The sequence below is a fragment of the Burkholderia sp. MSMB1072 genome (assembly GCF_001524725.1).
Lineage (GTDB): Bacteria > Pseudomonadota > Gammaproteobacteria > Burkholderiales > Burkholderiaceae > Burkholderia.
Genome location: NZ_LOYC01000009.1, coordinates 625,766 through 638,496 on the forward strand (window position 1 = coordinate 625,766; position 12,731 = coordinate 638,496).

General features: G+C 69.0%; 13 protein-coding genes. All 13 read right to left on the minus strand.

Annotated features, from left to right (window positions below):
* Positions 1-68: 68 nt before the first annotated feature.
* Entirely contained in the window at positions 69-554 is a 486-nt protein-coding gene (locus WS89_RS04825) for a hypothetical protein (protein ID WP_059789669.1), read from the minus strand.
* Entirely contained in the window at positions 551-1,993 is a 1,443-nt protein-coding gene (locus WS89_RS04830) for a Do family serine endopeptidase (protein ID WP_059789743.1), read from the minus strand. Before WS89_RS04830 ends, WS89_RS04825 begins: the two co-directional genes overlap by 4 nt.
* 103 nt (positions 1,994-2,096) lie before the next feature.
* A complete protein-coding gene (locus WS89_RS04835; protein ID WP_059789744.1) occupies positions 2,097-2,459 on the minus strand; it encodes a hypothetical protein in 363 nt (120 codons plus the stop codon).
* A gap of 40 nt (positions 2,460-2,499) precedes the next feature.
* Positions 2,500-3,357, minus strand: a complete 858-nt coding sequence (locus WS89_RS04840) for a hypothetical protein (RefSeq protein ID WP_059789670.1) — start codon at positions 3,355-3,357, stop codon at positions 2,500-2,502.
* Between the two features lie 8 nt (positions 3,358-3,365).
* On the minus strand, positions 3,366-4,256 hold the full coding sequence (locus WS89_RS04845) for a peptidylprolyl isomerase (protein ID WP_059789671.1): 891 nt from the start codon (positions 4,254-4,256) through the stop codon (positions 3,366-3,368).
* 47 nt (positions 4,257-4,303) lie between these two features.
* A complete protein-coding gene (locus WS89_RS04850) occupies positions 4,304-4,723 on the minus strand; it encodes a hypothetical protein (protein ID WP_257128120.1) in 420 nt (139 codons plus the stop codon).
* Positions 4,720-5,292 carry a YbjN domain-containing protein gene (locus tag WS89_RS04855; RefSeq protein ID WP_059789746.1) on the minus strand — a complete coding sequence of 191 codons (573 nt, stop codon included), beginning with the start codon at positions 5,290-5,292 and terminating at the stop codon, positions 4,720-4,722. Before WS89_RS04855 ends, WS89_RS04850 begins: the two co-directional genes overlap by 4 nt.
* 59 nt (positions 5,293-5,351) lie before the next feature.
* Positions 5,352-6,023: a hypothetical protein gene (locus WS89_RS04860; RefSeq protein WP_059789672.1), complete on the minus strand. Its 672-nt coding sequence runs from the start codon at positions 6,021-6,023 to the stop codon at positions 5,352-5,354.
* A 12-nt stretch (positions 6,024-6,035) separates the two neighbouring features.
* Entirely contained in the window at positions 6,036-7,847 is a 1,812-nt protein-coding gene (locus WS89_RS04865; RefSeq protein WP_082741781.1) for a putative porin, read from the minus strand.
* 92 nt (positions 7,848-7,939) lie between these two features.
* A complete protein-coding gene (locus WS89_RS04870) occupies positions 7,940-8,638 on the minus strand; it encodes an energy transducer TonB family protein (RefSeq protein ID WP_059789673.1) in 699 nt (232 codons plus the stop codon).
* Positions 8,639-8,642: 4 nt separating this feature from the next.
* Positions 8,643-9,053: an ExbD/TolR family protein gene (locus WS89_RS04875; protein WP_027780971.1), complete on the minus strand. Its 411-nt coding sequence runs from the start codon at positions 9,051-9,053 to the stop codon at positions 8,643-8,645.
* 19 nt (positions 9,054-9,072) lie between these two features.
* Complete coding sequence (locus WS89_RS04880; RefSeq protein WP_059789747.1) at positions 9,073-10,878, minus strand: DUF2341 domain-containing protein; 1,806 nt, start codon at positions 10,876-10,878, stop codon at positions 9,073-9,075.
* Between the two features lie 65 nt (positions 10,879-10,943).
* Positions 10,944-12,581 (minus strand): ShlB/FhaC/HecB family hemolysin secretion/activation protein, encoded by a 1,638-nt coding sequence (locus tag WS89_RS04885; protein WP_257128122.1) that lies wholly within the window; start codon positions 12,579-12,581, stop codon positions 10,944-10,946.
* Positions 12,582-12,731 lie beyond the last annotated feature (150 nt).

A 12,731-nucleotide genomic window follows, 5' to 3' on the forward strand; every position in this document is an offset into this window, starting at 1 on the left:
TTGTCCCGCCGATGCAATATCGTCATATCTTATTACGATATCCGCCAGCGTCTACCCGGTCCGGAACGTCATGGCATGCGCGCCGCCGACGCCGGTGCGGCGGCCGCCGCGTCGGGATTGGGTGCGAGCCGCAGGCGCACGCGCAGCGGCTGCAGCATGTCGGGCGGCGGCGGCTCGCTCAGCGGGCCGGCCGTCAGCAGTTGTCGCAGCGTCGCGTCCGCATCCGGATCGCCGAGCGACGCGAACTCGACGCGCGTGACGACGCCGTTCGCGCCGATCCACGCACGCACGACGATCGCAGGCGGCGGCGCATCGGCGCGTGCGTTCAGCACCCGCGTCTCGAGATAGCGGTGGAGCCGGTCGGCCGCGTCGCCGTCCGCTTCGAGCCACGTCTGGAACTGCTGCCCGGCGAGCTGTCCGTAGCGGATCCACGCTTGCGGCACGTCGGCCGTCTGCGCGACGGCCGGGGCCGGGGCCACGCCCGCGGCCAGCACCGACGCGACGACGATCGCACCCAGCCATCCCGATGCGCCCTGCTTGCGCATTCGCTTCATCCCGCCTCCCGTTTCGACGACGAATCCGCCCGGCCGATCTCGATCGGCACATACAGCCGCGTGCCGCCACGCTGCACCAGCAGCGCGACGTTGCCGTGCGCGGCATCGATCCCGGCCATCAGCGCGCCGATGCTCGCGACCGGCACGCCATTGACCGACAGCACGGCATCGCCGGGCTGCAACCCCGCGCGCGCCGCCTGGCCGGTCGCCTGTTCGACGACGAGCGCCTGGCCGACGCCGAGCCGCTGGCGCTCCTGTTCCGTCGCGGCCCGCAGCGCGAGCCCGAACCGCGCGGGCCCCTGTTCGCCGCCGGCCGACGCCGTGCCGCTGTCGAACGCGCCGACCGTCGCGATCGCGTGCATCGCCCGGCCCGCACGCCACACGAGCAGATCCGTCTGCCGCCCCGCCCGCATGCCCGCAACCATGCCGAGCAAATCCGCCGATTCCGCGACCGGCTTGCCGTCGACCGCGAGCACGACGTCGCCCGCCTTCAGGCCCGCGCGCGCGGCCGGGCCGTCCGGCTCGACCATCGTGATCAGCGCGCCGTCCGGGCTCGCGAGACCGAACGAACGCGCGAGCGCCTGGCTCACTTCCTGCAGGGCCACGCCGAGCCGGCCGCGCGTGACCTTGCCGGTGCGCAGCAACTGATCTTTCACGTCGAGTGCGATGTCGATCGGAATCGCGAACGCGAGCCCCTGGTAGCCGCCCGTCTTCGAGAAGATCATCGAGTTGATCGCGATCACGCGGCCGCTCAGATCGAACAGCGGGCCGCCCGAATTGCCGGGATTGATCGGCACGTCGGTCTGGATGAACGGAATCGCCTGTTCGCCGGGCAGGGAGCGCGATTTCGCGCTGACGATGCCCTGCGTGACCGTATTCGCGAACCCGTACGGCGACCCGATGGCCATCACCCAGTCGCCGACCTCGGTGCGCGCCGGATCGCCGGTCGCGACGACCGGCAGGTCGTGCGCATCGATGCGGATCACCGCGACGTCGGATACGGGATCGCTGCCGATCACCCGCCCCTTGAACTGGCGCTTGTCGGTCAGCTTCACGTCGATGGCGACCGCGTCGCCGACCACGTGCCGGTTGGTCAGGATCACGCCGTCCGCGCTCACGATGAAGCCGGAGCCGAGGCTCACCTCCTCGCGGTTGCCGATCACGCGCCGCGCGAGAAACGGCGCGAGCGGATGATCGGGCGCGATGCCGGGCGGCAACTGGATCCCCATCTGCGTGACTTCGCGCGTGACGCTGATGTTGACGACCGCCGGCCCGACGCGCCGCACGAGCGCCGCGAAGTTCGGCAGCGCAACCGTGGGCGCGCCGGCCCCCTGCACCGCGCGCTCGGCGCCCGTGGCCGCGCCGCATGCGCAGGCGAGCGTCACTGCGAGCCCGGCCGCGAGCGCCGCCACGCTGCCGATGTGCTTGCCCGATTTCACGTTGCTGCTCCTCGTCGGTTCGCGCCGGTGCGCCACCGGCCCGTGCCTGTTCCCACACCGTTGGCCCACCGCACCGTTCGCGCGCCGCGGCTGCGCAAGCGCTTCACTTCGGCGGCACGGCAACCGGCGCATTCGGCCGTTGCGGCGTAACGGATTTGCCCCAGTTCGACCCGAAGCGGTTCCGCTCGGTCGACAGGTTGAACGTGCCGAGACGGTTCGACGGTTGCTTGGACAACCGCTCCGAATCCGTCTGCGACGCGCCCGCCTGCGGCTCGGCCTTCGGCTTCAGTTGTTCGCTCAGGCAGTCGTACGACAGCGCGCGCTTGCCGTCGACTTCCGCGTCGACGCACACCGGCTTCGCGGCCGAGCCGGGCTCGGCCGCCGTCGAGCGGCCGCCCTGCGCGTGCGCGCCGGCCGCCAGCAGCAGGCAGGCGATCGCCGCGACGCCGTTTCGTCGCCTCTTCATCCGCGCCTCCATCGGTAACGACGCCATCGCGCGCATGCCTTCATGCTCCCGCACCCGACCCCGGCGCGCGGGCCAGAAAGCGCCCGAACGCCGCGCGATCGGCTGCGTCGACGGCCGGTTCGCCCGCATCGACATATCGCGCCCACGCATCGCGCATGCCGTCGACCGGTTGCCATGCGTGCACCTGCGCGCCGGTCGGATACGGCGTGACGAGCGGCTCCCGGTAGTCGACGCGAAACAGCGGCGACGCGTCGTTGCCGGCCGTCCACAAATCGCCGACGTCGCGCACGCTCGCGTCGAACCAGAAGCGCACCCAGCGAACGGCCGGCGCGCGCGCATCGTCGGCCGGCGTACCGGCAGCGGGCATATGGGCACCCGGCGCAGCGGTGCCCGACACATCCGGCACGCGCAGGAAACCGGCCAGTACGAGCAGCACGGCGGCGAGATCGTCTTCGCGCAACGTCCGGTACGACCAGAGATCCGCGACATCCGCGCACGAGATCACCGCGATGAAGCGCCCGATCGTGAGTGCGGGCCACGCGCGCCGCATCAGCGCGTAATGGCGCGGCCACTGCGCAATGAAGCGGTCCCGATGACGGGCCGCGACCTGCACGTCGCGCGAGCCGCGAATCGTCGGCTCCTCCGGTTGATACTGACGTGTGGTGAGCACGCACTGCGCGGAACAGCGCGCGCTCCGGTGCCGCGCATAGCCGCCCGCGCCGGGCAGCGGCTCCAGCGCGCCGAAGCAAAGCGGGCAATGCGTCGGCCACTCGCCGGGCCGGCCCGGCCACGGGTTCGCCTTCGGCATGCGCGGACGATCGGAGGCGGCGGAGCGACGACGCGCCGGCGTACGCGCGTCGGGCGCCTCGACGCGCGGCGTCGAACGGAGCGTGGCCATGAGCGCGCCTACCGAGCCGACGCGAGCGCTTTCTTCAGCGCGTCTTCGTTGATCGGTGCGTTCGCGGCCAGCTTCGCGAGATACGCCTGTGTATTTTGCTGCGTGCGCTGGGCGCGCAGCATCGCGCGCAGTTGCTCCTTCACGTCGGCCAGCGGACGCGGCGCGGCCGCGCGTATCTCGATCAGCTTCACGACGTGAAAACCGGCCGGCGTCTGGATCGGCGCGGATACCTGGCCCGGCTTCAACGCGTCGGCTGCCTGACGGACCGCCGGCACCATCAACTGCTCGGGCACGAAACCGAGATCGCCGCCGTTCGCGGCGCTCGCCTTGTCCTGCGAGTTCGCCTTCGCCAGCGCCGCGAAATCGCCGTTGCGTGCGCGGTTCGCGAGATCGGCGGCCTGCTTGCGCGCCTTGTCGAGCGTCGCGGCATCCGCGTTCGGCGGCACCGCGATATAGATCTGAGCGACATGCAGCGCGCGCGGCGCCGTGAACGCGGCGCGGTTCTTGTCGTAGGCGGACTGGAGTTCCGCGTCCGACGGGTAGTCGGCCGGCGGCGCATTCACCGACGCGAGATAGCTGCGCACGACGATTTCGCGCTGCGCCTGCTCGACGGCTGCCTGCACCTGCGGCTGCCGGTCCCAGCCCTTCGACTTCGCCTCGGCCAGCACGGCCTTCTGTGCGAGCGTCGAACGCACGACCTGGTCCAGCGCCGCGGGATCGGCCGCGAGACGCTCGCGCCCTTCCGCGCTCACGGTCTTCAACAGCCCGGCGATGTCGGCCTGCGTGACCGACGCCTGCGCGGCATTCGCGATCACGTCGTCCTGCGCGCATGCCACGAGCGGCGCGCCCAGCACGAGACCGCCTGCCACCATCGCCAGCATCTTCATCTTCGTCATCATCGTTCGACTGCCCTCTGGATTGCTTCTTTTCAAATACGGACGCCGTATCAGCGTGCGCCCGTCAGCGCCACACGCAGGACGAGCGGTTGCGCCATCCCGCGTGGCGGCGCCGTGCCGATCTCCCTGCCGACAAACGCTGCGTGCAGTGCGACGTCGAGCGCCGCCTGCCCGGCCGCCGCACTGTCGACCCGCGTCACCCGCCCGCGCCGGTCGAGCCACGCTCGCACCGGCAGTACGGGCCCGTCGTCGCCGGCATCGGCCCGCGCGTCGGCCCAGCGTTCGATGTCCGCGCGCAGGCGGCTCGCGGCCGCATCGTCGCCATCGAGCGCCGTCTGCAGCCATTGCGCGACGTGTTGCGCGTACGTGCCCCACGCGGCAGGCGTGTCACCCACGGCCGTCGCCCCGGCTCGCGTGCGGCCCGGCAGCAACGCGCGTAGCGCGGCGCCGAGCCGGTGCGCGACGATCACGATTGCGCGGCCGCTTCGACGGAGGCGGCCGTGGCGGGCGGTTCGCCGGCCGCCGCCCGCGCCGCCGCTTCCTGCTCGGCCATCGCGGGGCGGTTGCGCAGGTGCAGCAGGAATTCCTGGATCAACCGATCCCACAGCTCGACCGTCGAACGCAGATAGCGCTCGGACACGCCGCCCGCGACGACGACGTCCATCTCCAGCGCGAGAAACTGCCCGTGGCTCGCGAGACGCGCGAAGCGCTTGGTGCGGTTCCAGTCCGCGACGAGTTCGGCCGGCAATTCGCCCTGCACTTGCAGCACGCACGACATCGTGTAATCGATGTACGGCAGCGCGGCGAGCGGTGTGTCGGCGCCCTGCGGCGCGAGCGGCGCCGCCGGATTGCCGAAGCGCACCGCGAAGCCGATGCCCTGGCTCGCGCTCATCAGTTGCACCGAGCCGTTCTGCTCGGCGGCCGTCACGCGGTAGCCCGCACGGCGCAGCACGTCGGCCAGGTGGTCCGCGCTGATCGCTTCGATCGGCGCGTCGTGTGCCGCGCGTTCGGCGCCGGCGTTCGGTTGCTTGTCCTGCATGTCGAGGTTCCCCCTGTTCGACGGATCGATAGATTCCAATGCGGTATCGGGCGGCACGCTCACGGCGCGCTCGCCGCCGATGCCGGCGCCGCGGCGGCCGCACGCGCGGCCGGATCGTACTTTCCCGCATACAACGCGTCGCCGTAGCGCTGCGCGAGATCGTCGTACTTCACGCGGGCCGACTGGGCGAACGGCTGCCTCGACGCGAGGAGCGTGCCGATCCCGACATGCTCGTACGCGTCGAGAATCTCGTGCCCGACGCGATACAGCTCCGCATTGTGTGCCTGGCAGGTTTTCAGTTGCGTGTCACGCGCGGCAACGTCCTTCTGCAATTGCGCGTGCTGCGCATCGCGGGCGCGCGACACGGCGAGCAGGTCCTCATAGGACGCCTTGTATTTCGCGAGCGACTTCGCGTCCTGCTCGCGCCCGGCCCGCTCCTGCGCGAGCGCGCGCTTCGCGGCCGCCTCGGCGCCCGAGTCGCCGCGCGCCGCCGCAAGCTGCCCCTGCATCGCCTTCAGTTGCGCGAGCGCATCGTCGCGCTGCTTCTCGGCCGCCGCCTTGTCGCTCTGCAACTGCGCCTGACTGTCCTGCAACTGGCGCAGCTCCTGCACGGTCGAGCGCAGCTGGCTGCGCAGCTTGTCCTCGATGCTCTGCGCGTGCGCGCCGACGGCCGCGAGCAGCAGCGCGGCGGCGACGGCCGCCGCCGGCATCGTGCGAGTGATCGTATTCATGCGCGGCTCCGGTCAGAAGCGAGCATTGAGCTCGATCTGCAGCACGTCGATCGATACCGGCGGCCCGTACACTTCCTTCGAGCTCAGGTAGCGGGCCGACACCCACGTGTCGCGCGCGACCGCATAGGCTGCGCCGATCACGTAGCCGCGTGCGTTGGTGCCGCCGAGATGGAAATCGGGATCGTTGAACGCGTCGAGCACGGCGTCCGGCTGCAGGTACTTGTACGCGATCGAGAAATTCCACTGGCCCTTCTCGCGCGGCTCCGGCTCGCCGACCGTCGCCTTCGCGAGGAAGCCGTTCGGGCCGCTGCGATAGTCGGCGCGCGTCGCGTTCACCGACGTCGCTTCGTAGTTGTTGACCGGCAGCGACGCCGCCGCGAACGCCTTGTTGTCGTTGTACGCGAGGTTGCGCACGTATTCGCCGTCCAGGCGCAGCTTGAAGCGATCGGCCACGACGGTATCCCACTGCGCCTTCAGGTCGAGCAGCCGGTAGTTGTACGCGAGCCCGAAGAGCTGCGGCTGCGGCGTCATTCCCGGCGCGAGGTTCGGGTTCTGCACGATGTTGCGCAGCGCGATCAGCGTGTTGCCGCCCTGCATGAACGCGGGCGCCTCGTTGTCGGTGCTGCAGTTGGTCGCGCCGAGATACAGCGCGCACGGCGACGACAGCGTGCCGCGCATGTTCTGGAAGTCGTAGTACGCGACCGCGCCGCGCAGCCGGTTCTTCGCGTCGATCTTCCAGTCGGCGCCGAACTGCGCGCCGAACATCCACTTCGTGTCGCTGCCGGCCTTGTCGGTGCTGTTCGACGGGAAGTTCTCGCTCGTGTACTGGATCGGGAACACGCCGAGCGTGCCGAACAGCGTGACGTCCGGATTCCACGGCAGCGCATGGCGCAGGTTCGCCGCGAGCCCGTCCATCATCAGGTCGTCGGAGAACACGAGATCCGACTTGAAGAACGGATTGTCGAAGCGGCCGGCCGTCAGGTTCAGCCACGGCGCCGGCTTGTACGCGAAGAACGCCTTGTTCAGCCAGATGTTCTTTTTCGCGAAGCCGCCGCCGGCGGTGGCCGTCGTCGACACCGGCCCGTTGTCGTTGCCGCTCGCGAGCTGGATGCCGGCCGTCATTTCGTCGGACAACGTCGCGGTCACGCCGAGCCGCGCACGGTAGCGCAGCAGGTTGTTGCGGTTCTGCGTGGTGTTCTGCGTCGGCAACTGCGTCGTGTTGGTGTTCGGGTTGATGTCGAACCCGTTGCCCTGGTTGATCGCCGCGAAATTCGTGACGTTGTTCGCGTTGCGGCTGCCGTAGAAGTGATACTCGTCGCGCACGCGCAGGTCGCCGTCGAGCTTGATCCGCGATACCCAGTCGGGGAACGTGTTCGGCTGCGCCCAGTTCTCGGCCTTCGCCTGTGCGATCACTTCCTGCTTCACCTGGTCGCGGATCTGGTCGCGCACGAGTTGCGGCACGTACGGCACCGCGACGTCGCCCGGCTGGGTCGGCGGATTGACCACGCCGCCCGCGACGACCGGTGCGCCCGACCCGCGCGCGGCCCGCGCCTGCACGGCCTCGGTGCGCGCCTCGCTGATCAGCTCGTTCGCGTTCTGCTGCGTGAGCACGCCGCGCTTGACGAGCAGGTTGATCAGGTTGATCACCACGCTTTCCGTCGGCGCGGCCTTCCCCGATGCCGCCTGCGCCTCGAGCGATTGCGCCTGTGCGACGGACGCGCACGTCAGCCCCAGCGTCAGCACCGCCGCGCCGACGCGCGACAGGCGCGCGGGCGGCGCGCCGTTGCAGGGCACCCCGCCCCGTCCGTTCATCTTCCGAATCATCGAAGCACTCCGAACAATTTTCGTTTCTTTTCCGGCAGGATCCGTGCGACGGACCTGCCCCATGATTCTTTCGTGGTCTCTCTCGCGCATCGTCATGCCGGCTTGCGGCCCTGGAGCTTGACGAGCACCGGGTACGACGTCGCCGGCGGCGGCGCTTCGTCGACCTTGCCGAGCGTCTCGACCGCCGCGACGACGGCTGCGTCGATCTTCGCGTCGCCGGTCGACTGCGCGATCGTCACCTTCGTGATCCGCCCCGACGCATCCATCCACAGGTTCAGGCTGCCGGCGAAGCGCGCGCCGCCGGCCTCCTGCACGCCCTTGTCCTGTTCGATCGCACGCTGCAGCACGTACACCATGTACTGCGCGTAGCTCGCGTTGCCGAACTTGCCGCCCCCGCCGCTGCCGACCATTCCCGAGCCGTCGCCCGCGCCGATGTTGAAGCTGTCGGTGCCGGCCTGTGCGGGCGCGTTCATCGTCATCTGCTTCGGCTGGTTGTCCGACGGCTTCGGCGCCTCGGACGGCTTCGGCGCGACGGTCGGCTTGTCGACCGGCGTCTTGACCTCTTCCTTCACCTTCTCGGGCGGCGGCTTCTGTTTCGGCGGCGGCGGGGGCGGCGGCAACGGGATCACCGTCGTCACCTGCGGCGCGCTCGCGCGCTTCACGCCCGCGGTGTCCCCCGCGAAATGCCAGATCAGCGCGGCGAGCCCGGCGAGCACGAGCGCGATCGCAACCGGCTTCACGAAGCGGCCGGGGCCTTTCTGCGGCGGGCCGCCGTTGTAGGTCATTTCCATCGCGCTAGCCGCCCTGCTTCGCCTTGCCGGTCACGAGCCCGACCTGCGACAGGTCGAGCCGGCGCAGCAGGTCGAGCACGTCCATGACCTTCTGGTACTGCACCGCCGCGTCGCCCTTCAGCACGATCGGGAATTCCGGATTGGTCGCCTTTTCGGTGCGCAGCCGGCTTTCGAGCTCGTCCATCGTCACCGGATACGCGTCGAGGAACACCTGCCCCGAATCGGCGACCGTGATCGCCTTCGTCTTCGGCTTCGCGAGGCTCGCGGACGAGCTCGCCTTCGGCAGGTCGACCTTGATGCCCTGCACCGACGCGGTCGTCATGATGATGAAGATGATCAGCAGCACGTACGCGAGGTCGAGCATCGGCGTGATGTTGATGTCGTCGTACGGCTTGTCGTCGTCCTGAACCTGCATGGTGGTCTCCTGCGTGCGTTCAGTCGGCCAGCACCGCGTGATCCGGCGTGCGGTGTGCTTCGGCCAGGCGCGTGACGAATTCGTCGACGAACACCTGCATGTTCGCGGTCACGTTCTTGTTGCGAATCAGCAGGTAGTTGTAGCCGAACAGCGCGGGAATCGCGACGAACAGGCCCGTGACGGTGGCGAGCAGCGCGGCCGCGATACCCGGTGCGATCGCGTTCACGTTCACGTCGCCGGCCGCCGCGATCGCCGCGAACGTGATCATCACGCCGACCACCGTGCCGAGCAGGCCGAGGAACGGGCCGCCCGAGATCGCGATCGTCAACAGCACCATCGATTTCGACAGTCGCTGGTTCTCGCGCACGAGCGTCGCATCCATCGACGCGCGGATCGCCTCGATCGATTCGGACGTGATCACCGTGCGGCCGTTGCCGTCCACGCGGCTGTGAATTTCATGCACGCCGGCCTTGTACAGCCGATACAGCGACGACTGGTACAGGCGCCGCCCTTCCGCGCTGCCTTCGTCGACGTGTGCGAGGCCGACCAGGTGGCGACCTGCCACTTCGCGGAAACGCTGCACGAAATACTGGTTCGCCTTGTCGACGGTGCCGACGTAGCGTGCCTTCGTCCACATCACGATCCACGACACGAGTGCCATCCCGAGCAGGATCGTGATCACGACCCACGCGTCGACGGTCACCGACTGCACGATCACGCCGAAGTAGCCGAAGCCGAAGCCCGACTGCTTCTCGTCGGCGCCGTACGCGACCAGCTTCGATTCCGAGCCCTGCGCGAGCGCGTCGACCGCGAGCGCCGCGGGCGAACGCGCGATCTTCGACAGGCGCAGTTCGTCGAGTGCGCCCGCATACGCGGCGAACCCGGCCGGCGCACCCACCGCGTCCGCGCCGATCGTCGTCACGCCGTTCAGCGCGGGCAGCGTTGCCGCGACCTGCGCGGCCTGCTTGCCGTTCACGTAGACGGTCAGATTCTTGCCGTCGGCCGTCACCGCGACATACGTCCACTGGTTCGCGGCGACCGGCGACGCGGCCGGCGTGCGCACGGGCGCCGGATTGCCGGCCGCGCCCTGGACTTCCGCGAACGGCACGCCGTTGTCGAGGCCGATCAGCAGCGCATTCGCGCCGTCGCGGCGGCCGTACAGCAGCGTGTTCGGCGCGAGCGCCGACGGCTTGACCCACGCGCTGAACGTGAAGCTGCCGCCGGCCGGCACGTTCAGCGACGGGCTCGCCGGCAGCGTCAGCGACCCCGTGCCGTCGAACCGCGCGCCCTTGCCGACGATGCCGTCCTCGATCGTGCGGAACGACGCGTTCTGCGCGTGGTTGCCGTACGCGGTCGCGTCCTTCGGCGGGGCGCCGGCCGCACCGTTGAAGTGATAGACGAGCGTGTAGTCGGCATCGAACGTCTCGGCCGGCTTGCCGCCGTCCGGCGCCTTCTTGTTGCCGTAGTACATCCAGATCGACTCCGCGGCGCCCGCCGGCATCTTCGGCACGTCGACCCAGATCAGCGCGACGCCGAGCACCGGATCGTATTGCTCGACATGGAAATTCAGCGGCGTCTTGTCGTCGGCCGCGACGAAGCGGATGTCGGCGCCGTTGTCGGCCAGCCCGTCGAACTGGAAGTTGCCCGAATGCAGGCGAATCAGCAGCGGCACGCGGCCGGCCGATTCCGCGAGGTTCGCGCCCTTCGGGCTCGCGTCGATCGTGATCGCCTTTCGGTACGACCAGTCGTTCTGCCACCATGCGTTCGCGATGCCGGGCAGCACGCCGAGCATCACCGCCAACAGGAAAAACAAGACTCGCTTCACGATCCACTCCCCGAATGGGCGGGCGCCGCGCTCGTCGCATCGCCCCGCCACGATCAAAAAATCCGTCAGAAACCCAGCCTTACGTAGAAATCGAACCGCGGGCTGTACTGCCGCGTGTAGACGCCGGCCTTCAACGGCCAGCCGGCCTCGAAATCCGCGCTCGCGTATTTCATGAGCTGCAGCCGCGTGCCGACGCCGACGCTCATCAGGTTGAAGCGCGACGTCTGCTCCGGCAGCGGGCTCAGCAGCCACAGGTGCGCCGCGTCGAAGAACGCATGGAAGCGCCATTCGTTCACCCGGCTGCCGACCGCGCCGCCCAGCCACTTCGACAGCGACGGGCTGCGCAACTCCAGCGACGCGATCACGCCGCTGTCGGCCGTGTCTTCCGCCTGCATGTAGCCGCGCACGCTGTTCATCCCGCCGGCGGCAAACTGCTCGCTCGACACGAGCGGCGAGTTCGAGATCTGGGCGCTCACGTGCGCATTGGCCTGCATGTCGTTCGCGAAGCGCTGCGTGTGATTCACGTCGAACTTGCCGTACACGAAATCGGGCGTCGCGTTGTAGCGCTTGTTGTCCCATGCGCCCCAGTCGCTGCCGAGGCCGCGGATGTTCGTCGTCAGCGATGCGGAGAACGACGTCTGCGAACTCTTCAGGCTCAGTTGGCCGTTGTACGACAGCGTCACCGGCACGTAAGTGAGCGGCGCCGTCGAGCCGCCCTGGCCCGGCAGCGACACGTCTTCGTCGTAGTGCTTGCGGTCGATCTCGATGCTGACCGTATGCGCGTAGGTCTCCGTCGCCGGCAGCGAATAGATCGCGGTGAAGCCGTACGTGGTTCCCTTGCCGAGCACGTTGGTGTTGCCGACCGACGCGACGTTGCTGTCCGAATGCACGACCGTCGCCAGAAAGCTCCAGCGCGAATCCTTGATCGGCGCGAGATACGAGAACGCGTAGACGCGCGCATCGTTCGGATGCTGCGGCGCGATCACGTAGGTGCCGGAAATCACGTGGCCGAGCTGCCACAGATTCGAATAGCTGAGGCTCGCGGTCGTGCGCAGCGTCGACGTGCCGGGGCTGTTGTCGTTGTTCAGTTCGAGCGAGCCGTGCAGCGGGCTGTGATCGTCGACCTTCAGGTCGACGTCGACCGTCTGCGGCAGCGTGCCCGGCTTCAGCACCGGAATCACCTGGCGGTCCGCCGAGCGGTTCAGGTCGGTGAGCTGCTGCTGGGCCTGGTTGAAATCGGGTACCTTGCCTTCGGCCAGCGCGGGCACCGCGTCGCGGATGTTCTGCGGCGAGTTGTATTGCGCGCCGTCCACGCGCAGACGCCCGACCTTCGCCTCGGTCACCTGCAGCAGGATCACGCCGTTCTTCACCTGCTGCTGCGGCAACTCGACGACGACCGACTGGTAGCCGCGATCCTGGTACGCCTTCTGCAACGCATCGCGGGCCGCGTTCACGTCGGCGAGCGTGCGGCCCGGCCCTTCGAACGGATACACGGCCTTCTCGATCTCGAGCGTCGGCAACGTCGTGTTGCCGCGCACCACGAAGGCATTCACGTCGAACGACTGCGGCGCGGCGGGCGCGGCAGCGTCCTGCGCATGAACGCCCGGCGCGACGCTCAAGCCTCCGGCCAGCACGGCACCGGCCAGGCATCGGCCATTCAGCCGCCATCGTTCGCGTGACTTGCGGTCTACTCTCGGCGGCATGCGCCATTCCCCTTTGTTGTTCCGGACCGCAGCGAAGCTGTCGCGACCCCGTCGCTCGCCCCGCTATCAGTTGCCTGTTTCACTTTGATGACGATTGATTCGCCATCCTTATCATGAACCGCGCAATGCTCTTTATGCCGTCGAACCGAA

Bases quoted from the DNA above. Each gene is read 5' to 3' on its own strand.
- WS89_RS04870 (WP_059789673.1), bottom strand. From the start codon at position 8,638: ATGGAAATGACCTACAACGGCGGCCCGCCGCAGAAAGGCCCCGGCCGC.
- WS89_RS04825 (WP_059789669.1), bottom strand. From the start codon at position 554: ATGAAGCGAATGCGCAAGCAGGGCGCATCGGGATGGCTGGGTGCGATC.
- WS89_RS04885 (WP_257128122.1), bottom strand. From the start codon at position 12,581: ATGCCGCCGAGAGTAGACCGCAAGTCACGCGAACGATGGCGGCTGAAT.
- WS89_RS04875 (WP_027780971.1), bottom strand. From the start codon at position 9,053: ATGCAGGTTCAGGACGACGACAAGCCGTACGACGACATCAACATCACG.
- WS89_RS04835 (WP_059789744.1), bottom strand. From the start codon at position 2,459: ATGAAGAGGCGACGAAACGGCGTCGCGGCGATCGCCTGCCTGCTGCTG.
- WS89_RS04845 (WP_059789671.1), bottom strand. From the start codon at position 4,256: ATGATGACGAAGATGAAGATGCTGGCGATGGTGGCAGGCGGTCTCGTG.
- WS89_RS04865 (WP_082741781.1), bottom strand. From the start codon at position 7,847: ATGATTCGGAAGATGAACGGACGGGGCGGGGTGCCCTGCAACGGCGCG.
- WS89_RS04855 (WP_059789746.1), bottom strand. From the start codon at position 5,292: ATGCAGGACAAGCAACCGAACGCCGGCGCCGAACGCGCGGCACACGAC.
- WS89_RS04860 (WP_059789672.1), bottom strand. From the start codon at position 6,023: ATGAATACGATCACTCGCACGATGCCGGCGGCGGCCGTCGCCGCCGCG.
- WS89_RS04840 (WP_059789670.1), bottom strand. From the start codon at position 3,357: ATGGCCACGCTCCGTTCGACGCCGCGCGTCGAGGCGCCCGACGCGCGT.